Source organism: Alkalihalobacterium elongatum, from assembly GCF_019024285.1.
GTDB lineage: Bacteria > Bacillota > Bacilli > Bacillales > Bacillaceae_F > Alkalihalobacterium > Alkalihalobacterium elongatum.
Genome location: NZ_WMKZ01000003.1, coordinates 153,771 through 176,028, shown reverse-complemented (window position 1 = coordinate 176,028; position 22,258 = coordinate 153,771). Strand labels below are relative to the sequence as shown.

Below are 22,258 nucleotides of genomic sequence, written 5' to 3'. Positions count from 1 at the left end.
TTTCCGTTCAACAATGTATTATTCCCCCTCTATTTTTTCTTTATTTACTATTTATAGTTAAAAAGGTTCAAAAAAATGATGAGTAAAGTTACTCATCATTTTTTGGCTCGGTGCTAACGATTTGCCATATCCGGATGACTTCCCCGTCTGTGGCACTATCTACGACAAACGATCCGTTGCTATATCTATCATTAGGTCGTAAATGTGCGACTTCTACGAATGCTTTGGACTCCGACTTTGTTATCAAAATAATTTGTTCGTTATTAGTTACTTTTTGAATTCCTACGATTCGATGTGGCTCTTTTTTCAGCTCGCGCAACATCACGAGACCACGTTTTGCTCTTGTTGATTTATCGAATTCTTTAATCGACATTTTCTTAACAGCACCACGTTGTGTTGCCACAAAGAAATAAACTTCCTGATCTGACGTAAATGAATAGCCATTGACTACATAATCGTCAATTTTCAAGTTAATCCCTTTAACTCCAGCTGCTCGTTGGCCGACGATATTAACTTCATCTTCTGCGAACCATAAGCCATAGCCTTGATGGGTTCCGATAAAAATTTCAGTTGCTCCATTAGTTAACTGAACATTTACTACTTCATCATTTTCTTTTAGCTTTACTGCTACTAAAGGCTTTGTAAAACGTTGTGCTTTATAAAGAGATAACTGACTTCGTTTAACCATTCCATTTTTCGTTATAAATAATAAATATTCTTCCTCACTAAAATCTTTAATGACCATAGAATGGAGGATCTCATCTTCACGGTCTAATCCTGAAACGAGGTTTGCAACATGCTGTCCATTGTCTTTCCAGCGAATATCTGGAAGCTGATGGACTGGTAAATGTAGATAGTTTCCTAGCTTAGTGAAAATAAGAAGCGTGTCTACAGTATTGGTATTATAGTGACCAATGACATAATCCTCTTCCTTCATTCCTGTCGGTTCACTGTTTGATGCTGCATAAGAACGTAGGCTCGTACGTTTCACATAACCTTCCTTCGTTACAGTAACAATGACATCTTCAGCTGGAACAAGGACTTCAAGATCAATCTTAATTTCTTCCACATCTCTTTTTATTACTGTTCTACGCTCATCTGCAAATTTTTCCTTAATTTGAAGTAAGTCTTTCTTAATAACACTAATTAACTTTTTTTCACTATTAAGGATCGCTTCTAAGCGGTTTATTAGTTTAACTAATTCATCAGCTTCTTTTTGTAAAGTTGTAATATCTGTATTTGTTAAACGGTATAGCTGTAAAGTTACTATAGCTTCTGCTTGTGGTTCAGTAAATTCAAAGCGTGCTATGAGGTTATCTTTAGCATCGCGTTTATCTTTTGATGAACGGATTGTCGCAATAACTTCATCTAATATCGAAATTGCTTTAATAAGCCCTTCAACGATATGGGCACGTTCCTTTGCTTTACGAAGCTCGTATTCTGAACGACGTGTAATCACTTCTTTTTGGTGACTAATATACGCTTGGAGCATTTCTTTTAAGCCGAGTAATTGTGGACGTTTATTGTGAATAGCAACCATGTTGAAGCTATATGTCACTTGTAGATCAGTATTTTTAAATAAATAGTTTAAGATCGCTTGTGAACTCGCATCTTTCTTAAGCTCTACCACGATACGTAAACCCGTTCGATCTGTTTCATCTCGTACTTCAGCAATTCCATCAACTTTTTTGTCAAACCGAAGCTCATCCATTTTCTTAACAAGGTTTGCCTTAATAATCTCATATGGAATTTCAGTAATAACAATTTGTTGACGGCCGCCTTTTAATTCTTCAATTTCTGTTTTTGCTCGAAGTACAACTTTTCCTTTTCCTGTTTGGTATGCTTGCTTGATACCGTCTAAGCCTTGAGCAATACCTCCAGTTGGAAAATCAGGCCCTTTTATATATTGCATTAACTCCTCTAAGCTAGCTAAAGGAGTTTCCATTAAATGAATAGCTCCATCAATAACTTCACCTAAATGATGTGGTGGGATGTCAGTTGCATACCCTGCAGAAATTCCCGTTGAACCGTTTACGAGCAAATTAGGAAACATGGAGGGTAATACAACAGGCTCTTCCTGTGTATCATCGAAATTCGGGATAAAATCAACAGTTTCCTTATCGATATCTCGTAAAAGTTCAGAGGCGATCGATGATAATCTTGCCTCTGTATAACGCATTGCTGCTGGTGGGTCCCCGTCAATCGAACCATTGTTACCGTGCATCTCAACAAGAAGGTTGCGAAGCTTCCAATCTTGACTCATACGGATCATCGCATCATACACTGACGTATCACCATGCGGATGGTAGTTACCGATTACGTTACCAACCGTTTTAGCAGCTTTTCGGAACGGCTTATCTGCTAGGTTTCCTTCACGGTACATTGCATATAATATACGGCGTTGTACAGGCTTTAAGCCATCACGCACATCTGGTAGCGCACGATCTTGGATAATGTATTTACTGTAACGGCCAAAGCGGTCGCCAATAACTTCTTCTAGTGGTAGGTCTAAGTAGCGCTCTGTCTGTGCCAAGTTAATCCTCCTTCGTAACCATAATATTTTCGTTTTCTAGGATGTTTGTTTCTTCTTCTAAACCAAATGCAACGTGAGACTCAATCCATTTTCGGCGTGGTTCAACTTTATCTCCCATTAGAGTAGATACACGTTTTTCTGCACGGGCAATATCGTCGATTTTCACTCGAATAAGCGTTCGTGTTTCAGGGTCCATCGTAGTCTCCCACAATTGCGTAGCGTTCATCTCACCAAGACCTTTATAGCGTTGGATCGTATAGCCTTTCCCGATCTTTTTAATCGCCTGTTTTAACTCATCTTCATCCCAAGCATATTCCAGTACTTCTTTTTTGCCAGTACCTTTACTAACTTTGTAAAGTGGCGGAAGCGCAATATATACTTTTCCTGCTTCTACAAGCGGCTTCATGTAACGATAAAAGAATGTAAGTAATAAAACTTGAATGTGAGCACCGTCTGTGTCAGCATCGGTCATGATAACGACTTTATCATAGTTAATATCTTCAATGGAGAAGTCAGCACCAACTCCAGCACCAATCGCGTGGATAATAGTACGGATCTCTTCGTTTTTCATAATGTCATCTAACTTTGCCTTTTCCGTGTTAATGACTTTTCCTCGTAACGGAAGGATCGCTTGGAATTTACGGTCACGCCCTTGCTTAGCAGACCCACCTGCAGAGTCACCCTCAACTAGGTAAAGTTCATTGCGGCTCGGGTTCTTTGATTGCGCTGGAGTTAGTTTTCCACTTAAAAGAACGTCTTTTTTCTTACTCTTTTTACCGCTACGTGCTTCTTCACGTGCTTTTCGAGCAGCTTCACGTGCTTGAGCAGCTTTAATTGCTTTTTTAATAAGCATTGTACTTAGATCTGGATTCTCTTCAAAGAAATAAGCCAGTTTTTCGGAAACAATAGCATCAACTGCTGAACGAGCATCTGGTGTTCCTAGCTTACTTTTCGTTTGCCCTTCAAACTGAAGCTTTTCTTCAGGCACTCGAACTGAAATAATTGCAGTAAACCCTTCGCGAATGTCAGAGCCGTCTAAGTTCTTGTCGCGCTCCTTTAGCAATTTTGCTTTACGAGCATACTCATTAAACGCACGTGTCATAGCTGTTTTTGCTCCAGCTTCATGCGTTCCACCATCTTTTGTCCTAACGTTGTTAACAAAGGATAGCACGTTCTCCGTATAAGCATCATTGAATTGGAATGCGAACTCCATATCGATTCCATTTTGCTCCCCATTGAAGAAGATCACTGGCATCAATGTTTCTTTATCTTCATTTAAATACTCTACAAAAGCCTCAATTCCACTTTCATAATGGAATAGTTCACTTGCTTCTTTATCTTTGCGTTCATCAACTAATTCTATTTTCAGCCCTTTGAGCAAGAAGGCTGCCTCTCTTAAACGTTCAGTAAGAGTTTCAAAGTTGTATGTTGTTACACTGAACATCGTTGAGTCTGGTTTGAAGTGAATTTTCGTTCCTGTCTTCTTTGTTGTACCGACATGTTCCAACGTCGTAACAGGTTTTCCTCCGTGCTCAAAGCGTTGACGATAGATCTTTCCGTCGCGTTTGATCTCGACGACGAGCCATTCAGAAAGAGCATTAACTACAGAAGCCCCGACCCCGTGTAGCCCCCCACTGGTTGCGTATCCCCCTTGGCCGAATTTTCCTCCTGCATGAAGTACTGTCAAGATTACTTCAGGTGTAGGTTTACCGAGCTTGTGCATCCCCGTAGGCATTCCTCGACCATCATCAATGACACTGATCGAATTGTCTTTATGTATCGTTACTTTTATATAATCACCGTAGCCAGCTAAAGCTTCGTCTACTGCGTTGTCTACAATCTCATATACTAAATGGTGTAAACCGCGACTGTCAGTACTTCCAATGTACATTCCAGGGCGTTTACGGACGGCTTCTAAGCCTTCTAGTACCTGTATGGCATCATCATTGTATTCTAATTTCTGTTTAGTCGCCAAATTGAAAGCTCCTTTCCCACGCTCATATTCATTTTTTTCTTTTCTCTAGAATAGAACTATAACCTAAAACAAGGAAAAAATCTAATTAATCCTTAAACAATATATCACAAAAGAACAACTGTATCTTTGTATATTTTGTTCACAACTACAGTTTTTCCTGCTTTTTTGAAGAATTATTTAATGACTTTTGTCCTGAATTTGTCTTTGGACACAAAGGGAATTAGACCCTAATAGCTAAAGTTAACGAAGTATAACGAAAATCAATCCCTACAACAGGCAATAAAACTGTAAATAAATTTTAATAGTCAGTCAAATAGCCCTACTTTTCTAACGACCAAACATGAGCTCATAACTAAACCTCTCAAATTCAAGTTCAGTTTTAAAAAAAAGTCCTTAACTCAAACATTCAGTTAAGGACTTTACGGCAACTATTTGGTTAACGCATGTTCGACTTTAATGCATCTGTCCATAATTGTCGTTACGCCATGTTCCTTTAAGTAGTCATAAGCTTCTTCGTTTTGGAGCCCTAGCTGTGCCCAATAAACATCAGGCTTAATTTCAACCGCTTCTTTTGCTACATCAAGAAGATGCTCACTTCTTCTGAATACATTTACAATATCGACATGACCTTCGATATCTTTTAGCGATCCAACTGCTTTTACCCCTAAAATTTCTTCACCAACAGCAGCTGGGTTAACAGGGATGATTTCATAGCCTGCATTTTGCATCGCTTCAGAAACCATGTAAGATGTTCTGTCTGGATTTGTAGATAACCCAACAACAGCAATTCGTTTACTGCTCTTTAAAATTTCTCCTATTTCAGTACGACTTGGATTTTCAACCGTCATGAATAATCACTCCTTTTTGTTCCCTTTTATCATACGATTTCTATTCGCCTCTCATACATTCAGCATAATGTGCGAAATTCCTGCACTTTTTTCATAATTTTTAACAAAAAAGAAATAATAACTCTAAGGCACTATTTTTTGGCGATAGTAATGTAAGCTGAACTGAGGTGAAACTGATGAGCAGACTCCAGACAAAACTACAACAACTTAGATCAAGCTTTCTGTTTTTACCCAGCTTTTACAGCCTAATTGCTATCGCCCTTTCCTTCTTGTTTGTTCAATTGGATTATTATATTTTTTATTCTGATAGACTCGGAAACATCATACCCTCTGTGTTTTTTACTGATTTAAGTTTAGCGCAAACGCTTTTAGGTGCGATTTCAGCTTCGCTATTAACGATGACAACAATATCCTTTTCAACCATTATGGTAGTGTTGACCACCTATTTATCACAGTTCTCTCCGCGAACACTGCAAAATTTCGTAAATGATCAGCATACACAGAGAATATTAGGCGTTTTTATCAGTGGATTTATTTTTGCGATTGTGACACTTTTGTTGTTGCGAGAACGTGATGGTATATCATTATTTTTTTCACCGACGGTTGCTGTTATTTATGCAATTATATGTGTTGGTTTTTTTGTCTTTTTTATTCATCACGTTTCTCTATGGATACAGGTAAGTAATTTAATCCATCAAATTTCAATAAATACGATTAAAGTGATTCAAAATAATTATCAAAATAAACAAGAGGCTCACCACGATGCACCTTGGGATGATTGGGAAAGTGATGAAATCAAACAACGAGAACCTACGTTCTTGTATGTTAAAAAACCTGGTTATTTACAATTAATAGATCTTGATGCCCTTATCGAACAAGCAAAAAAGGATGATATCATTATTGAGATGAAGTTTCAGCTTGGTGATTACGTTGATACTTTTACACCATTTCTTCATATTTGGCCACTTGCTAATAAAGTGGACCCTGATCGTTACCTGTCCTTCTTTATTTTTGGGCATGAACGAGCGACGGTCCAAGATATTGATTTTGGTTTAACAAAATTAGTAGAAATCTGTTTAAAGGCCTTATCTCCTGGGATTAATGATCCGAATACTGCCATTTCGTGTATAAATGAACTTGGTAAAGTATTAACGGCATTAGGTCAAAAAAATGTGGAGCGTGCCTTTTATAATGATGATCAACGAGCACTTCGGCTAATGTTAGAACAGCAGCATTTTAGAGATTATTTATATAGAAGTTTCTATCAAATTCGTCACTATGCTAAAGATGATGTTTCAGTATTGTCAGCAATAATAGACGCACTTAACGTCGTCGCCTCACATAACGATAATGCAGTAAAACAAGAAATAAAAAGGTTTACTGAATATGTAATGGAAGGAATTAACGAAAAGTCGTTTTTATCTTTAGATAAAGAGTATTTGGATCATAAGCTAGAAAAGCTTGCTTTACATACAGAAACAAACGATCGGACCCAACATAATTTTTAAACCCGTCGTATATGCTATCTTAAAACATAGCTACTTTTTCACTAATAACGTAAGCAGGGGTTCCTATACTGAAATCAAACTTAAATCTTAAGAATAGAGCAATAGAGCCAAATTCAAAGAAATGACAAAGGAAGTCAAGCAAGCAAAAATCGATAAGGAGTCGCAGCATATGAATACCATTACTAGTCTTTTAAAGAAACATTAAATCACTACAAATCAGGTAGAGAAGTAAACGAAATTGAACAAAATTATTTTACTCTTCCTAAATCGAGGTTGACACTAGCTGTCAGCCTTTTTCTTTTATATCATACTCCTCTCTACATATGAAGATACTAAGCCTAAGAGGTGATCTTTCATGAAATTGATAATTGCTTTTATCATTCTTTGTTTTTTAATCCCAACTTCCGTTTATGCAGAAACTGAACGTTCCGAAATAAAAGTAGCTTTTGTTCGTGATGGCTATCTTTGGACAAAAATCTATCATCAAGAAGAAAAAATCTCGGCTGAACGAGCAAACTACACCGGCTCCCCACAATGGTCTTTCGATGGCAGTATGCTGCTTTATCAAAAACAAGGTCAAAACCATTCACAAAATGAAATTTGGGTTTACGATCTTCAGACGAAGCAACATCAACAAGTTTTTTATGACGGTATAGATGCTAAATGGTCCCCTACTGATAATATAATTGCTTTTAAAAGTAATGGCGTATTGAACATATCAGATTTAAAAGAATTTTATAACATTGCGCTAGGAGTTTGTGATTATGAGTGGCAGCCTGATGGTAAGGGGTTTATCGCCTCTTCTAGTGCTGTTCTTCGACCAACAGGCTGGACAAATACAACTCTTTATTCAATTTCAATTAAGGAAGGCTATCGAAATTTAAAAAGCTTAACGGATCATGTGAGAGAGTTATTTGTTTTACCTTCTGAATTAAAGAAAGGTGATCGATCAATTATGGCGATCAACGCTACTGACTTTTCTTATTCGCCTGATGGAAAATGGATTTCTTTTATCGTTTCGCCAACAGCATCTATGGCGATGGATAGCAATATGCTTTCTGTCATTTCTGCTGACGGAAAAGAATTTGAAGCGATTGATGAAATAATTCTTTACTTAGACGATCCGAAGTGGGCGTTCAAGAAAAACTTATTGGGGTATATCGCAGGTGGCGGTAGAATTGTCTTTGGGTTCAGGGATAAAGACTTAAAAGTAAAAGAGCTGCCCTCCTCTACTTCATTAAGTCTTACTCCACCAAACTATGCAGAGCTTGGATTTACATGGATAAATGATCAAGCCTTAAGTGTTGCAAGAGTAAAGGAAAGTGAGTGGTCGAATGATCCTAAGAAACGACCTAAACCTGCCTTGTATTATATAAGTATGAATGGACAAAGGCAGGAAAGAATATCAAATCCACCTGAAGGATATGGGGATTATCAACCAAAATTCCTACCTCCACTCCAGAAAATTTCTTGGTTAAGACGTACTGACATAACTGGAAGGGGCGACGTTTGGATAGTGGATGTTGACGGCAAAAACGCAGAACTATGGATCAAAGATGTCGAAGACTATACCTTCTTTATAAAACAAAATATTAATTATTGATGGTGCCTGGCACCTATTATGCAGATTTTAATATCATGACGTCAGTCAACGTTTTCTGATAAAGAATAAGTTCCATCTCATAAAAGTAACAGCAAATATATAAAAGATAAATGAATACCAAAGCTTCCATCCTGTATAGGTTAAATAATCAAACTTTACGGTTAACCATTCAAAGAACGTAGAAAACACTACCCAACCGATCAGATAAGGTATAAAAGATTTTATCTTTTTGGGCATGTAATTAGAAATTATAACTCCAAAAAGTGGAGACGTTAGAAATTTCATAAATAAAGCTCGAGCGCTAATGCTATCGTCATCATTGAAATAGTATAATTCCATTAAATGTCCTAAGGTTAAATCAACAGTGATTTCAATATAAGAAACGATGATCCATATGATGTGGGCGAGTTAAATTCTTTGGCATAAACCATACAAATATGGCTAATAACACAGTAACAATATACATAAAAGTCATACCAACACATCCTAATAAGCGGGGCTATTTTGAGTATTGCTTAAAAAAGATTTTATAGTCATACTTTCTTTTGACTATTGCTTTAAAATACTTGTTTAATAAAAAAGCCTTTTTATATGAGTTAGTTTTTATCTTGTTTTAATAGGTAGTTTTTGGTATAAACTGGTTTTATTATTCTATATTCGTCAACATATGTTCTTTTGGTTATCACACCTTTACTTACCATTGATAAAGTCGATTAAAACATGGTATATTACTAGTACAACAAACCCGAGAACGCAGTGAATTCACTGTTTCTCACTTCAAAACTCTTGCCATGACGCATACCATACATGCGTTATCTTGAAAGGGATGGATTGTATCTTTACCATTCCTCCTTTTACATAAACATCGCCCTACGATGTTAGTACTTCTTAATGTCTTAAACCGATACTGTTTTTTAGGGAGTTCAGTATTCCACCTCTAACAACAAGCCCTGCAAGCTAGGGGAAGTTGAAGGATTTGGAGAGGACACCCACCTACGAGAGTAGGTTTTTAAGACATCACGAGGTACGGCAGAGTGGGATACATACTCGGTTTGTTTGATTATTTTGATCATACTTTACGTCTGGAACGCTATTATCGTTCCAGGCGTTTTTATTTTTTGAACAGATTATGATGAAATCTTTATGGATGTAGCTTGATTTGCCTATAATGGTAATAAAAACTGTGAGGTGATTTTGATGTGTGGTCGGTTTACACTTTCTGCAGATCCCTCTTTACTAAAAGAACGTTTTGAGATAGTAAATGATTTTGAAGATCAATACGCTGTCAGGTACAACATAGCACCGAGCCAAAATATATTAACAGTCATCAACGATGGTCAAGACAATCGTGCGGGATACCTTCGCTGGGGACTCATTCCTTCTTGGGCAAAGGATCCGAAAATAGGCTATAAACTGATTAATGCTCGAGCAGAAACGCTAGCGGAAAAACCTAGCTTTAAACAAGCTTATAAAAAACGGCGGTGCTTAGTAATAGCAGATAGCTTTTACGAATGGAAAAAAGTTAAAAACAAAAAAGTTCCTGTAAGAATTAAACTGAAACAAGAAGGTGTTTTTGCAATGGCTGGACTATGGGAACGTTGGAAATCTACTGATGATAATATTATTTATTCGTGCACGATTATTACAACAAGTCCAAATTTGTTTATGAAGGATATTCATGATCGCATGCCTGTTATTTTAACAAAGGAAACGGAAAAAGTTTGGTTACATAATAAAATTGAGGACCCGCATACACTAGACGATATTCTTCAACCTTACCCACCAGAAGAAATGGAAGCTTATCAAGTTTCAACAGAGGTAAATTCACCCAAAAATGACTCACCTACTTTAATTAATCCACTCGTATAGTCATGTACTAACATAAAAAAAGCTGACTTTTAAAAGTCAGCTTTTTATTTTAGCCAGAAATGGATCGATCTTTTGGAGTTGGGAGCGTTCGTTCAGTTTGGTAAAGCTTTAGTAAAACAAAAACGACTGGAGCAATATATAGTCCCCATAGACCTACTAGTCCATAACGGATGAAGTCAAAAAGAACCGCATCTGGAAAAACAAATTTTAATCCTGATTGGATAGCAACAAGGCCGACAATACCTACAACGAAAGCAACCGCTTTCCGCCAGATCTGTTTTGAGATAACCATACGGTTCGTTTCCGCTTCAAGTAAGTAACCAACACCTGCACCTAGTAAAAAGCCAGCATATTTGATACCTTCTTCTTCAGGGAAAACGATCATCAGGACGATTGGAAAGACGATAGCAAGTAACCATTTTATTTTCGTTGTTAGTCTAGAAATACGTTTTTCTATTGCAATTGCTACAGTTAAAATGATAACCGCTAGTGAGATACCAACCATAACGTCGGTAGGCCAGTGTAATCCTGAATACAGGCGTGATGTAGATATTAATAATACGATGGTGATAGCAAAAATCCAAAATGCACGTTTATTAATCATATAAGCTAAATAACCAAAAAGTGTTGCTGATCCTTGAGCGTGACCACTTGGGAATGAGTCGTATGGATAGTGACTTCCTACTTTCGCTGACTCTAAGAAAATTGAATTAACTCCTTCAATATCAATCGGTCGCTTAACAGCAAAATGAATTTTAAAGAACGCATTAATATAAATCGACATTAAAAAGATATAAAATAGTCGAAAGCCAGCCGTCTTTGATATGCACCAATACACAAGCGGTAAGATGATCATATAAAACTCTTCATTGCCTAAAAACGTTAAAATAAGTGCAATAAAATTTAAAAATGGGTTTTGCAGTTCAGTCATTGTGACTAAAATCTCAGTTTGATTCATGATGCCTCCTTATTTTGTTATAAAATTATTTTAATATCATTCGACATCATGTAATAAAATCCTTCTTAAGTAGTGAATTAACTCCATTATTAACCGAGTTTTGCTGAATATATTTTGAATTTTGATCTGCTTAAGAAGGGGTTAATATGTGATCTTGTAAACTAATGTACTTTCGATAGACCAAGCCTAAAATGAGAAAATCTCAGATTAATAGAAAGAATTTTCTTAAAATAAAAATCTTTTTACAAAAACGAACATATAATAAAATAATTCGAATTGTCACCTATTATGGCTTATTTTGAAACCGCTTACACCTTAATGACTGAGTCCTGAACTTTTAAAAATAAATAATAAAGGAGAATGTGTATGAAATTCATTCCTAACTTTGGTGAATTTTATCAAAAGCCTCTTGTCCCTATTGGTGAAAATGACCGGATCTTAGCTTTAGAAAAATCGCCTAATAGGGAAATATTTGACGACTGTACGCATTGGCTCATCGCCTTAGAGGGCAAAGAAATCTCCGAGAACTGTAACTTCTACCAATGGCGAGTTTTAGTTTATCCAGCGAAAAAATGTGGTCGATTTGATTGCCAGCACCCTTACTTTATTTCAGCATTTTTTCCAACGATGGATGATGCATTGTCATTAACAAACGAAATAGAAAAAGGAGCTAATCAAGACAAAATTACTCAAATCCCTCAAGCTGCTAGCTAATTTTTTTAAAAAAGAAACAAGAATTCTTCTTCGTTTCTTTTTGCAAAGCTATGTGAATAGCTACACATACATAATTCCTCCCATCCCCTTCCATTAACTCTTCACGACGTTATCTAACACCTCCATCTTAGAGTCAAATAACTCCTACTCACAAACATAAAAGGGATTATAGATATTTTCCCCTCCAAATAATTTTGCCCATATCAACAGAGACCAAATAAAGAAGCGTAATGACAATGGACTACCTTCTGCCAGTACGCTTCTGCTTCCGCTAATTCACTTACATTACCCTAATCTAAATACAATTCCATGACCGCCTTTAGGATATTCCCATTGAATATTTTGATGTGGGCAGCCGATCCGGCAGCTTCCACATTCGTGACAGCCTTCATAGCCGACATGCATTCGAATATCTTCCCATTTGTAAATTTCAGCAGGGCAAAAGATCGTACAGATTTTGTCTGGGCATTTGTTCAAGCAAATGTCTTCATCTAATACATGGAGATGTGATTTTGTATCTGCGTTAAAGCGAACAAGATACTGCTTTTCTTCGATAGACTGACCTTTTTTTTGTTCACTCATTATTTCATCACCTTCCAGGCTTTAATCATATCGCGCGCAATTTTTAGTTTCTGTTTAGGTGTACCAATATCTTTAATGATTTTCTTTTGTTTATCTCGCTTAGACATTCCATCAACGGTAAACATCTGGCTTGCTGCTTTGTTCATCATCGGAATATACTGGTCAAAGTATTGTGGGAATTTATCGAAGTGGTGTGTAGAGTCTTTGTATTTTTTCAAGTCTTGACCGACAAAGCTATCCATTAGTTTTTTACGGTAATGATCTAAAATTCTTTCAGAAAAATCGCCAGCTTCTTTGGCCAAGAGTACGGTTTCTGCGGCAAACCTACCCGAGGTCATCGCTAAGTTTGAGCCTTCCCGATGTATGGCATTAACGAGTTGAGCGGCATCCCCAACGACGATGACGCCATTGCCAACGACTTTCCCCATAGAATGATAACCGCCTTCAGGAATAAGGTGAGCTAAATATTCTTGTGGCTCGCTTCCTTGAATGTAAGGGCGGATCATCGGGTGATTTTTTACGTATTCAAGCAATTCATACGGTCGAATTTTATGCTTGATTAAACCAGACAGGAGAGTCCCGACCCCGATACTGAGTGTGTCTTTATTCGTGTAGAGGAATCCTGTTCCTAAAATCCCTTTAGTTGCATCGCCAAAAAGTTCAATCGTACAGCCCTGATTTTTTTCGAGATTAAATCGGTCTTCAATAATTTTAGAGTCCAGTTTTAAAATTTCCATCGTTGCAAGAGCTACTTCATCTGGCTGGTATTCTTTATGAAAGCCAAGTGATTTAGCCAGAAGCGAGTTAACCCCATCAGCTAAAACAACAACATCGGCATAAACTTCCCCGTCTGGCCGGTCGGTCCTAACCCCGACGACCTTTCCATCTTCCACGATACATTCTAGAACTACTGTTTCATTGACTAGTAATGCACCTTGCTCAACAGCTTTACTTGCAAACCATTGGTCAAATTTCGCACGTAAGACCGTAAAGTTGTTGTATGGCTCTCTTCCCCACTCTAGTCCTTTATAACCAAACGTTACAGCAGACTCTTTATCCATCATCATAAAGCGTTGTTCGACGACTGGACGTTCAAGTGGTGCTTCTTTATAAAATTCGGGGATAACATCTTCCATCATTTGTCGATAAAGGACTCCACCCATTACATTTTTTGACCCTGGGTATTCCCCGCGCTCAAGTAAAAGAACTTTTGCACCTCCTTTAGCTAATTCATGAGCACATGATATTCCAGCAGGTCCTGCACCAACAACGATACAATCAAACTTTTCGGGCATGTTGTGCCTCCTCTCTCGACAACGCAACTTTAAATTGATCAATTAACATAGGTACGATTTCAAATGCATCCCCGACAACTCCGTAATGACACGATTCAAATATTGGCGCCCCGGGGTCTTTATTTATTGCGATGATCAACCCAGAGTTCTTCATTCCAACGATGTGTTGAATGGCACCTGAAATACCGATGGCAAAGTAAATTTTCGGTGTAACAGTAACCCCCGTCTGGCCGACTTGATGATGGTGTTCAATCCAGCCTGCTTCAACGACATCACGGCTCGCTCCAACTGCACCGCCAAGTGTGTCTGCAAGTTCATGGCAGAGCTGAAACCCTTCTGAACTACCAAGTCCTTTACCTCCAGCAACTATAATATCTGCTTCATCAATCTTAACTTTTTTCGTAGCCATTCTAACAATTTCTAAAACCTTCGTTCTTACATCATCTTCTTTAAGTGGAAGATTTTCTTCTATGAGATTGCCTTTTCGACCTGGCTCTCTGGTAAGCGCTTTCATAACTTTCGGACGTACAGTAGCCATTTGTGGACGATACTTTTTACATAGGATGGTTGCCATAATGTTACCACCGAAAGCTGGCCGGCTCGCCAACAGTAGTCCAGTATCTTCTTCAACATCTAGCTCCGTTGTATCTGCCGTTAAACCTGTAGGTAGATCAGTCGCTACTGCACTTGCTAGATCTTTACCAGTTGAAGTTGCTCCATATAAAATAATTTCTGGTTTGTGTTTTTCACAACAATCAAGCAAAGCTTTCATAAATGACTCTGTCCGGTAATCTTTGAAAATAGGTGCATCGTACACATAAACGACATCTGCACCATACTCGAAAACTTCATTGGCAAGGCTTGTTACGTTTTCTCCGATGATGACGCCACCTAATTTAACTCCACGTTTATCTGCAAGCTTTCTACCTGCTCCTAGCAATTCGAGAGATACAGGAGCGATTTTCCCATCAGTTTCTTCAATAAACACCCAGACGCCACGATAATCTTCAAAATTCATTACGCTCCTCCTTTCTGGGTAAAGAGTTCCTTTTTCTCCATTAAGACGCCTAGTAACTGCTCAACTTTCTCTTGTGAACTTCCTTCTAAGATTTTTCCACCTTCTGGCTTTGGCGGAGCCCATACTTTTGAAACGATGGTTGGTGATCCTTTTAGTCCGAGTTGTTTTTTATCGGCACCTTCTAAATCAGCTACGGCCCAAATTGTAGGTTCATAGCGTGCAGCTCTTAACATATTTGGAAAAGTTGAATAAGGTACTTCATTAATTTCTTTTTCCACGGAGAGAAGACACGGTAATTGAGATTGAATGACTTCATAGCCATCTTCCAATTTACGGTGAACAACCATATGCCCTTCCTCTTTATTTACCTCAACAACTTTCTTAACCGATGTTAAAGGTGGAATATCGAGTCGTCTTGCAATACCAGGGCCAACTTGTCCTGTATCGCCATCAATGGTCATTTTCCCGCAAATAATTAAATCAATTGGCTTGATTTTTGAAATTTTCTCAAGAGCACAAGTTAAAGCATAGCTCGTTGCTAATGTATCCGCACCCGCAAATGCTCGGTCCGAAATCATATACCCTTCATCAGCACCGATTTCAATACATTTTTTAATCGCTTTTACTGCAGGAGGAGGACCCATCGTTAATACAGAAACGGTCCCTCCATAGCGGTTTTTTAGACGTACCGCTTCTTCCACTGCATGTGAATCATATGGGTTTAAAATTGCTGGGGCACTGGCTCGGTCCATCGTGTTTGTCTTAGGGTTCATCTTGATGATCTTCGTATCAGGCACCTGTTTAATACACGCTACAATATGAAGCATTTCTTTTCACTCCTTTCAACACCAAACCAATCATTTTTCAGACAGTTATGTGTGTACCATTTATGTCATTACTTTAAATATATAAGGACAATGCTAATAAAATGCTTTTTTTCTTTCAGTTTGTGTAATAGTTTATTAATGTTCTAAAGTGTTAGTTCAAAAAAGAAATTGAAAAAAGGAAGAACATTGCCGTGTTGAACGGATGTTCTTCCTTTCATATGATCGGGAAATTATATTAAACTCTTTAGGATCATGTTTCTTAGAATCTCTTTCTTGTCTTTTTAAAAGTAAACAGATATTAACAAAACATAGTCAAAATTTAATTGATATCCTTCCTTTTTTACCATACTTAGAATCTATTTAAGAGTGTTCGTGTTGGGACATAATGTTTTATGTTCTCACACGTTCATGGTTTTTACTTTTAAATAAAAACCTTTAGTTAAATCCCCCAAAACCTTTTTGCATTTCCAGCGAATAAAGCTTCTTGTACAGCGGGTTGTAAATCTAAGCTTTCAAAGTGTTCTTGAATTTCTGCTGCCGTGCCATTAAGTAATGGTAAATCACTGCCGTACATCATACGATCCGGCAACCGTTCAATCCATTCTTTAAATTGTTCTGGAGGTGGGAAATCAGCAGACATACTTTTAGCTTCTAATGCCGCAGTATCGAACATAACGCCTGGTAATTCTTCAGCTAAGCGTAAAAACTCTTCAGTTTCATTCATACCTAGATGTGCCACTTGAACGCGTAAATTTGGGTAACGCTCCATTACTTCAGCAAAGTATTTTACACCAACAGTCCCTGTGTGATCGGATGGTGCTGTTCCTGCGTGAACAATAACTGGTTTATTGTATTTAATAAGTGTTTCATAAAAAGGATAAAGACGTTCATCACTCATCTTTACGTTTTGTACTTGGCAGTGAAGCTTCATGCCAGCAAACCCTAATTCACCAAGACATTTTTCCGTTTCTTTTGCAACATCATCTTCATGATGAACACAGCCAATGGGGACGATTTCTGGACGAGCTTTCGCTTGTTCATATAACCAGGTATTTAATTCAGCAGCCATTCCTTTTTTATGTACATATAAAAGTACTAAAAATTGGTCGAAGCCTCGTTGTTTTGGATAATCGAAAATTTTGTCTGCACTCCAGCCGTCATATGGAACATTCCACCCTTCTCGACGAAACCAACTATAGATTGCATTCATTAGTTTGTCAGGAAAAGCATGTATGTGTACATCAATTTTACTCATTACTCATCCCCCTATTTCAGAAATTTCAGTTTATTTATAACCTAAGTATACCATTTTTTTCTTGTTAGTGAGACTAAATATTTTATATGAGTTTCCTGCATGTTAAATATGTGTTTATATTGATGAATATTGATTATGCTTCCAATGTTTAAAATGTAAATTTCACACGCCTTGGGTAACGGAAAGGTTGAAAAAATTAGGACAAAAGCAACAATTTTAGAAAAGCCAATAAAAAAGAGACAGGGGCTCGTCCGACAGCACCCAATTCTAAGGGTGATGAAGGTTGCTTTCTCCCTGCCTCATTCGTATGTTAAGTTGCTGATAAACCGCCATCAATTGGGAAGATGACGCCCGTAATAAAGTTGGCTTGTTCGGAAGCTAAATATAACACGGCGTTAGCTACATCATCTGACTCACCATAACGTCCTAAAGGTATTGTTGCAGTTAACTGTTCTTTAACTTGTTCTGCATGCTCTGGTGCGAAACCTGCTTCTAGGGAACGCATCATTCGAGTATTGACAGGTGAAGGGTTTACTGCGTTTACTCGAACACCAAATGCTGCTGCCTCAATTGCTGTCGCTTTAGTTAATCCAACGACGGCATGCTTTGAGGCAATATATGCACTTACATTTGGGCTACCCTTTAAACCAGCGATCGAAGACATATTAATAATTGAACCGCTCTTTTGTTCTTGCATGACTCTTAATACATGCTTCAGACCATAAAAAACTCCTTTTATATTTACATCAATTACTAAATCTAATGATTCTGAAGGGTAATTGGTGATCGGTTGAACAACACCTTCGACCCCAGCATTATTAAAAAATACATCGATTCTTCCAAACTGCTCTTTTGCGAGCGCTACATATCGTTGAACTTGTGCTTCTTGACTAACATCGGCTTGAACGAGTAAATATTGACCTTCTTTCAGTTGCAACTCTTTTGCGGTTGCTTGAAGGGCTTCTTCATGTAAATCAACTAACACAACGTTAGCTCCTTCATTTGCAAATGCTTTAACGGTTTCCTTCCCAATTCCTGCCGCAGCACCTGTAATGACTACAATCTTCTCAGCAAATTTCATCTTATTCACCCTTTACAATTGTTGTAGCTTGTTACAATTTAAGATTACCATATCTATGAATATACTCATTTTTAAATTGTGAATAGTTGGTGATATATTCGGAACATTTTAGTGAAATAATTTAAAAGATTTAATATTAACAGCATTTTGTTCGACATATGCATTTATTGTTAAACGTCACCAAGTTTTTTTAATGTAATGGTCATAATATCTAAGGCTTTGCGAGTGCTTTCAGTATCAGCTAATATATCCGCTTTTAACAAAAATTCAGTTTCAGCTTCATGCTTAAACATGAGAAAAGATTTAATTACACTCTGGGAAATATGATTAGCATAAAAGTCATTTTTACTATAGTAAGTCCTTAAATATGTTATATAGTTAATAATTTTGACCATAGAAACCGCTATTGCATCTTTAGGTAATTTCCCAATAAAATTTGCAATGCTTCCTCCACCTACAGCTCCAAGCAACGCACCGCCACCGATTAAGATCTGCATGCCTCCTGCCATTCCCAGACCTCCTGCTGCTATAGCACCACCACCTATGGCAGCAAGGCCAGCAGATGTTGCTGCTGCTCCTGCAAGCCCCATCGTGCCCCCAATGGCTGCAGCTATTGCTGGCGCGGCTAAGCCTGCTGTTAAGATAGCAGCACCAGTACCAGCTATTGACCACTTGATGACGCGCCCCCAGTAATTATTTACTTCTTTTAAGAAGTTTCCAGTATTCTTAATGATGTTCTTGCCCACTTCCCCAGGGAAGCCACATTGTGTCGTAATGACTGCAATTCCTTTATTCATATCACGCTCGGATAAGCCTTTTGGAAATCCTTCTAGTTCAGCGTAGACAGGGGTCAATATAGCTTCTTGTAACAGCAAGTACATTTTATATTCATTTTCCTTTTTTAGTAGAAACCTAGTTTTCAATTCTTCAATCGTTAAGTTTCTCAAGCCAGGATTGTGACTTAAAGCCACCCATGCTTGTTCGGACCAAAGTGTTAGCCATTGTTTTTTATCTGTTAGTTCTTTTCTTAACGCCTCTGCACGCCAGTTGTCGTATGTATGTTTAAGGTTATCGTAGGACCCTTTTAGAACGTTCGCCACTCTACCATTCGTTTTAGGTATTATTTTTTTTTGTTGCTCTAATGTAATCTTTTCACGAACGATGGATAGGTCCGTTTCAATCCGCTTTTCTACAAGTTTAATAATTATTGCGAGTCCATAAATATCAATATTAAAAGCATCCAGCTCTTGGATCGTAGGTTGATAATTCATTCAGATATGACCTCTTTCAGCAAATGGAATTCAAATTGTAAGCCCCTTCTATTATAGGAGGAAGAGAAATGTTTCTACAATACAAAAAAATGGTCTCTGGAGTGCCAGGCACCATCAACGAATTAATGCGTTAATATATTGAAGGTGCCAGGCACCTTCAATATTCACTACATTCAGTTTTCCTCGTCTTCTATTGTCTGAATAGGTATTGCTTTGCGATCGTTTTGGGTTAATAAGCGGTGGCAATGAATATACAGGACTCCTTTGCGATAAACCGTTTCGATGCGGTCTCTGCGAATTGGGTAAGGCAGGTCTATAGATCGCTTAAAGTTTCCTGGATTGGCTTCTTCTTGAAGGGTTCGATAACCATTCAAATTGAAGTTCATCTGACCTTCCACTTCAATCAGGTTTTCATCAATGTAGATGGAAATATCGTCTTTCGATTTTAACCCTGGCAGGATGATCGCACATACTAGCTCATAACCTGACTCATAAAGATTCACTTTTAGTTGGTTCGTAGAGTTGTTCGGTAAATTTTGAAACTTATCCCAAAAGTCTTCTCTAAAAAAGTGATCAAAGTAATGTTGAAATTGTTTCACATGTTGAAATGGATCAAAATTGTTCACTTTAATGTTCCTTTCACATTAAAATTACCTACCGCAAATTATTGGTTTGCGGAAACATTTTGGTCGACCGCATCCGGGTCAAAAGCATTGTTAATATTAATACCATTATTCGTAATCATAAAATCACCCGTGTGCGCACTTCCAGACCCCGTCACAGATTTACTAGCTGATTTTGGAGACATGTTCAACACATCTCCAAAACTTATATTTCCGTCATTAGCATTAATTTTAAATGGACCAAATACGATGGCTGGCATATAAAACACCCTTTATATCAAGATACTTTTAGTTTATGTTGCAATTTGTTTATCGTTACGCAATTGTTAAGGGTTTTCTACAAACTGCCGAATATGTTTGATTCGCGTTTCGGCATTAATGATTGAGTTTGAACCGATATGAAGACTAGAAGAAGAACCAACAGCTATCACTCTTATATGGTCCACATGGATAAATGGATTTTCATTCGTTCTTGTTATCGTAATCGGTTCAGTAATTACGGGCATCGGGTTTTTAATATGAAACATTGGAAAGGCATCAAAATTCCCTTCATTTCCATAAAAAAATGGAATTTGCCGTTGTACAGCAAGCGCCCTTGACCACTGGTTAATATGATAACTGTCACCAACTTGGAACGTGCTACTTAAAGAGACGTCATTTACATTTATAGTATTTACGTGTGAAATACGATTTTGCATGGCTCCACCTCTTCGATCTATCAACTAATAGATTACCAACTTCTCAATTTATTGTTCAGGAGCTAAAGGTACAAATGGACTGACGATTAAAGACTCAGGCGGCGTATCAAAATAAGAAGACAAGCAAACCGTATTTGTATCCCCTACAAGAAAAATAGAGGAACTAGCAACCCCGACAACTCGGATGGCACCTACAGACAGGTTTCGATTTACAACGTTAAAATTCATGTTGGTGGATTCTCCTCTCTTGGTAAATGTTTTATGAAGGCATCAAAAGTATTCCCGATGTCTTCCTTTACCTTATTGACTGTCATTTGTTCGACCTGTTTTACATCATATTGGTCACCTTGTACTTGACTTAAATAGTGGTTGATCCGTTGATCGATTTGTTTTTTTACATCACCAATAATAAAATTACGGTAATTTGGATCCAATTGATAATTATGTTTTTGTTCAAGGGATTGAATTAACGGATGACATTCGTGATCTAAAAAATGATAGATTTGATGCTTTATCGCTTGAACACACTCTGGATGCATATGAGAAAATATTGGGACATTCAATTCATTTTGATTAATATTAAAATCTTCAATTGGTGATGTTCCTCCATTAGGAGTAAGGCCGATATTTAACGTTCCTTCGAGACGTTCAATTTTTAGTTGATCAAATTTATATTCGATTCTGTCAATATGGCTCCCTGGTGGACCTTGTTTTAATTGAGATAACTCTTCACGCATCTGCAAAAGTTGTTGCTCTAACTGAAGAATTTTTTGATTTTGTGCTTGTAAATATCCGTTCATTTTTTCAAAGTACGCCCCATAATTCCAGTTGTTATACATCGTCTCCCCACCTCTTTACAAGATTTCAATTTACCTTTTATGCGGTTGGAGGTGCCAGGGGGACCAAAGGTAAAGTAGTAGGAGGACGGTCTAGTTCAGGAGCAGGTTCAACAAATCCAGCTGTATTGTATAGATTAGAAATTCCTTTAATCATCCCTGCACTTCCGATCTGTAAAACAGAAGAGTTTGTAATACCCTCGACTCTTAAGTTATGAATAACAATGTTTTGGTTTATAAAAAAATTCATACCAACCGCCCCTAATTAAATATTTCCTGCTATTGGCTGATCCACTAAATCGGCATCATATACTTGGGTTGTATTATAGTCATTTCTCACTTGAATGCCGTCTCCTGTCATAAACGATCCAGCACCTGCAAACGTTTTGGCTTGACTTTTTGGTGAGATATTAAAGACATCTCCAATATGAAAAACACCACTACTTGATATGCTATTAACTTTTATAGCTCCTACTATCGCTGGCATAGACAAACACCCTTTTTTATAATCCTTGTAGGCATTATATGAATTTTTCAGCTAGGCGTTACACCTAATCGGGACGTATGTAAAATCAATTCCTTACACCATTAACTAAAAAACAACATTTATATATCCAAAAAATAACAGGTGAAAAATGAACAATTAACAATAGTGCGCTCCCAGCACCACCAGCCATTTTATTCAAAGATTTAATTAAACGTTTATTTAAATTTTTGTGTTAATTGTACGATTTATTGAGATTAATAGTGATTTGACATACGAA

At 37.5% G+C, this 22,258-nt stretch carries 23 protein-coding genes and 1 other RNA gene; 5 read left to right on the top strand and 19 right to left on the bottom strand.

The features are described 5' to 3' along the window. Positions 1–88: 88 nt before the first annotated feature. The 3 genes from parC to GKP30_RS06495 form a co-directional block, all read right to left on the bottom strand. The gene (parC, locus tag GKP30_RS06505) at positions 89–2,533 is read right to left on the bottom strand and encodes a DNA topoisomerase IV subunit A (RefSeq protein ID WP_216828610.1); all 2,445 of its coding nucleotides are present in this window, start codon (positions 2,531–2,533) and stop codon (positions 89–91) included. Between the two features lies 1 nt (position 2,534). After that, a complete protein-coding gene (parE, locus tag GKP30_RS06500; protein WP_216828609.1) occupies positions 2,535–4,508 on the bottom strand; it encodes a DNA topoisomerase IV subunit B in 1,974 nt (657 codons plus the stop codon). Positions 4,509–4,936: 428 nt separating this feature from the next. Beyond that, positions 4,937–5,356: a CoA-binding protein gene (locus tag GKP30_RS06495; protein WP_216828608.1), complete on the bottom strand. Its 420-nt coding sequence runs from the start codon at positions 5,354–5,356 to the stop codon at positions 4,937–4,939. A gap of 176 nt (positions 5,357–5,532) precedes the next feature. Between GKP30_RS06495 and GKP30_RS06490 the strand changes: the two genes are divergently transcribed. Both GKP30_RS06490 and GKP30_RS06485 read left to right on the top strand, forming a co-directional pair. Continuing rightward, the gene (locus tag GKP30_RS06490) at positions 5,533–6,864 is read left to right on the top strand and encodes a DUF2254 domain-containing protein (protein ID WP_216828607.1); all 1,332 of its coding nucleotides are present in this window, start codon (positions 5,533–5,535) and stop codon (positions 6,862–6,864) included. A gap of 355 nt (positions 6,865–7,219) precedes the next feature. Continuing rightward, positions 7,220–8,467, top strand: coding sequence for a TolB-like translocation protein (locus GKP30_RS06485; RefSeq protein WP_216828606.1), 1,248 nt, complete (start codon positions 7,220–7,222; stop codon positions 8,465–8,467). Between the two features lie 45 nt (positions 8,468–8,512). Here the strand turns inward: GKP30_RS06485 and GKP30_RS23995 are convergent, their stop codons facing one another. After that, on the bottom strand, positions 8,513–8,836 hold the full coding sequence (locus GKP30_RS23995; RefSeq protein WP_407928596.1) for a CBO0543 family protein: 324 nt from the start codon (positions 8,834–8,836) through the stop codon (positions 8,513–8,515). Positions 8,837–9,331: 495 nt separating this feature from the next. Between GKP30_RS23995 and ssrS the strand changes: the two genes are divergently transcribed. Both ssrS and GKP30_RS06475 read left to right on the top strand, forming a co-directional pair. Beyond that, positions 9,332–9,512: non-coding RNA, 6S RNA (gene ssrS, locus GKP30_RS06480), on the top strand. A 152-nt stretch (positions 9,513–9,664) separates the two neighbouring features. Further along, positions 9,665–10,336, top strand: coding sequence for an SOS response-associated peptidase (locus GKP30_RS06475; RefSeq protein WP_216828605.1), 672 nt, complete (start codon positions 9,665–9,667; stop codon positions 10,334–10,336). Positions 10,337–10,385: 49 nt separating this feature from the next. Here GKP30_RS06475 and GKP30_RS06470 read toward each other — a convergent pair whose 3' ends face one another. After that, positions 10,386–11,294 (bottom strand): phosphatase PAP2 family protein, encoded by a 909-nt coding sequence (locus GKP30_RS06470; protein ID WP_216828604.1) that lies wholly within the window; start codon positions 11,292–11,294, stop codon positions 10,386–10,388. A 366-nt stretch (positions 11,295–11,660) separates the two neighbouring features. Here GKP30_RS06470 and GKP30_RS06465 point away from each other — a divergent pair, with 366 nt between their 5' ends. Next, positions 11,661–12,008: a hypothetical protein gene (locus tag GKP30_RS06465; RefSeq protein WP_216828603.1), complete on the top strand. Its 348-nt coding sequence runs from the start codon at positions 11,661–11,663 to the stop codon at positions 12,006–12,008. A 285-nt stretch (positions 12,009–12,293) separates the two neighbouring features. On the opposite strand, the gene GKP30_RS06460 is transcribed toward GKP30_RS06465, so the two are convergent. The 14 genes from GKP30_RS06460 to GKP30_RS06395 form a co-directional block, all read right to left on the bottom strand. Beyond that, complete coding sequence (locus tag GKP30_RS06460) at positions 12,294–12,590, bottom strand: ferredoxin family protein (RefSeq protein ID WP_216828602.1); 297 nt, start codon at positions 12,588–12,590, stop codon at positions 12,294–12,296. Next, entirely contained in the window at positions 12,590–13,885 is a 1,296-nt protein-coding gene (locus tag GKP30_RS06455; RefSeq protein WP_216828601.1) for an FAD-dependent oxidoreductase, read from the bottom strand. The genes GKP30_RS06460 and GKP30_RS06455 overlap by 1 nt, the downstream gene beginning before the upstream one ends. Then, on the bottom strand, positions 13,869–14,903 hold the full coding sequence (locus GKP30_RS06450) for an electron transfer flavoprotein subunit alpha/FixB family protein (RefSeq protein ID WP_216828600.1): 1,035 nt from the start codon (positions 14,901–14,903) through the stop codon (positions 13,869–13,871). The genes GKP30_RS06455 and GKP30_RS06450 overlap by 17 nt, the downstream gene beginning before the upstream one ends. Beyond that, positions 14,903–15,730, bottom strand: a complete 828-nt coding sequence (locus tag GKP30_RS06445; RefSeq protein ID WP_216828599.1) for an electron transfer flavoprotein subunit beta/FixA family protein — start codon at positions 15,728–15,730, stop codon at positions 14,903–14,905. Before GKP30_RS06445 ends, GKP30_RS06450 begins: the two co-directional genes overlap by 1 nt. Positions 15,731–16,169: 439 nt before the next feature. Then, positions 16,170–16,985 carry an amidohydrolase family protein gene (locus tag GKP30_RS06440; RefSeq protein WP_216828598.1) on the bottom strand — a complete coding sequence of 272 codons (816 nt, stop codon included), beginning with the start codon at positions 16,983–16,985 and terminating at the stop codon, positions 16,170–16,172. A 310-nt stretch (positions 16,986–17,295) separates the two neighbouring features. Continuing rightward, on the bottom strand, positions 17,296–18,066 hold the full coding sequence (locus GKP30_RS06435; RefSeq protein ID WP_216828597.1) for an SDR family NAD(P)-dependent oxidoreductase: 771 nt from the start codon (positions 18,064–18,066) through the stop codon (positions 17,296–17,298). 170 nt (positions 18,067–18,236) lie between these two features. After that, positions 18,237–19,337, bottom strand: coding sequence for a hypothetical protein (locus GKP30_RS06430; RefSeq protein ID WP_216828596.1), 1,101 nt, complete (start codon positions 19,335–19,337; stop codon positions 18,237–18,239). 173 nt (positions 19,338–19,510) lie between these two features. After that, entirely contained in the window at positions 19,511–19,963 is a 453-nt protein-coding gene (locus GKP30_RS23870) for an Hsp20/alpha crystallin family protein (protein ID WP_216828595.1), read from the bottom strand. Positions 19,964–20,001: 38 nt separating this feature from the next. Continuing rightward, the gene (locus tag GKP30_RS06420) at positions 20,002–20,220 is read right to left on the bottom strand and encodes a spore germination protein (protein ID WP_216828594.1); all 219 of its coding nucleotides are present in this window, start codon (positions 20,218–20,220) and stop codon (positions 20,002–20,004) included. A 66-nt stretch (positions 20,221–20,286) separates the two neighbouring features. Then, positions 20,287–20,658 (bottom strand): spore germination protein GerPE, encoded by a 372-nt coding sequence (locus GKP30_RS06415; RefSeq protein WP_216828593.1) that lies wholly within the window; start codon positions 20,656–20,658, stop codon positions 20,287–20,289. A 48-nt stretch (positions 20,659–20,706) separates the two neighbouring features. Continuing rightward, entirely contained in the window at positions 20,707–20,886 is a 180-nt protein-coding gene (locus tag GKP30_RS06410) for a spore gernimation protein GerPD (protein WP_216828592.1), read from the bottom strand. After that, positions 20,883–21,497, bottom strand: coding sequence for a spore germination protein GerPC (gene gerPC / locus GKP30_RS06405; RefSeq protein ID WP_216828591.1), 615 nt, complete (start codon positions 21,495–21,497; stop codon positions 20,883–20,885). Before gerPC ends, GKP30_RS06410 begins: the two co-directional genes overlap by 4 nt. 37 nt (positions 21,498–21,534) lie before the next feature. Then, positions 21,535–21,744 (bottom strand): spore germination protein GerPB, encoded by a 210-nt coding sequence (locus tag GKP30_RS06400; RefSeq protein ID WP_216828590.1) that lies wholly within the window; start codon positions 21,742–21,744, stop codon positions 21,535–21,537. Positions 21,745–21,759: 15 nt separating this feature from the next. Further along, positions 21,760–21,981 carry a spore germination protein gene (locus GKP30_RS06395; RefSeq protein WP_216828589.1) on the bottom strand — a complete coding sequence of 74 codons (222 nt, stop codon included), beginning with the start codon at positions 21,979–21,981 and terminating at the stop codon, positions 21,760–21,762. Positions 21,982–22,258: the final 277 nt, after the last annotated feature.

What these genes read in the sequence shown, in the direction of transcription:
- GKP30_RS06445 (WP_216828599.1), bottom strand. Translation starts at nt 15,730, where the DNA reads ATGCTTCATATTGTAGCGTGTATTAAACAGGTGCCTGATACGAAGATC.
- GKP30_RS06430 (WP_216828596.1), bottom strand. Translation starts at nt 19,337, where the DNA reads ATGAATTATCAACCTACGATCCAAGAGCTGGATGCTTTTAATATTGAT.
- GKP30_RS06410 (WP_216828592.1), bottom strand. Translation starts at nt 20,886, where the DNA reads ATGAATTTTAACGTTGTAAATCGAAACCTGTCTGTAGGTGCCATCCGA.
- GKP30_RS06470 (WP_216828604.1), bottom strand. Translation starts at nt 11,294, where the DNA reads ATGAATCAAACTGAGATTTTAGTCACAATGACTGAACTGCAAAACCCA.
- GKP30_RS06400 (WP_216828590.1), bottom strand. Translation starts at nt 21,744, where the DNA reads ATGAATTTTTTTATAAACCAAAACATTGTTATTCATAACTTAAGAGTC.
- GKP30_RS06440 (WP_216828598.1), bottom strand. Translation starts at nt 16,985, where the DNA reads ATGAGTAAAATTGATGTACACATACATGCTTTTCCTGACAAACTAATG.
- GKP30_RS06465 (WP_216828603.1), top strand. Translation starts at nt 11,661, where the DNA reads ATGAAATTCATTCCTAACTTTGGTGAATTTTATCAAAAGCCTCTTGTC.
- GKP30_RS06415 (WP_216828593.1), bottom strand. Translation starts at nt 20,658, where the DNA reads ATGCAAAATCGTATTTCACACGTAAATACTATAAATGTAAATGACGTC.
- GKP30_RS06435 (WP_216828597.1), bottom strand. Translation starts at nt 18,066, where the DNA reads ATGAAATTTGCTGAGAAGATTGTAGTCATTACAGGTGCTGCGGCAGGA.
- GKP30_RS06420 (WP_216828594.1), bottom strand. Translation starts at nt 20,220, where the DNA reads ATGCCAGCCATCGTATTTGGTCCATTTAAAATTAATGCTAATGACGGA.
- GKP30_RS06450 (WP_216828600.1), bottom strand. Translation starts at nt 14,903, where the DNA reads ATGAATTTTGAAGATTATCGTGGCGTCTGGGTGTTTATTGAAGAAACT.
- GKP30_RS06455 (WP_216828601.1), bottom strand. Translation starts at nt 13,885, where the DNA reads ATGCCCGAAAAGTTTGATTGTATCGTTGTTGGTGCAGGACCTGCTGGA.
- GKP30_RS06495 (WP_216828608.1), bottom strand. Translation starts at nt 5,356, where the DNA reads ATGACGGTTGAAAATCCAAGTCGTACTGAAATAGGAGAAATTTTAAAG.
- GKP30_RS06490 (WP_216828607.1), top strand. Translation starts at nt 5,533, where the DNA reads ATGAGCAGACTCCAGACAAAACTACAACAACTTAGATCAAGCTTTCTG.
- GKP30_RS06485 (WP_216828606.1), top strand. Translation starts at nt 7,220, where the DNA reads ATGAAATTGATAATTGCTTTTATCATTCTTTGTTTTTTAATCCCAACT.
- gerPC (WP_216828591.1), bottom strand. Translation starts at nt 21,497, where the DNA reads ATGTATAACAACTGGAATTATGGGGCGTACTTTGAAAAAATGAACGGA.
- GKP30_RS06395 (WP_216828589.1), bottom strand. Translation starts at nt 21,981, where the DNA reads ATGCCAGCGATAGTAGGAGCTATAAAAGTTAATAGCATATCAAGTAGT.
- GKP30_RS06460 (WP_216828602.1), bottom strand. Translation starts at nt 12,590, where the DNA reads ATGAGTGAACAAAAAAAAGGTCAGTCTATCGAAGAAAAGCAGTATCTT.
- GKP30_RS06475 (WP_216828605.1), top strand. Translation starts at nt 9,665, where the DNA reads ATGTGTGGTCGGTTTACACTTTCTGCAGATCCCTCTTTACTAAAAGAA.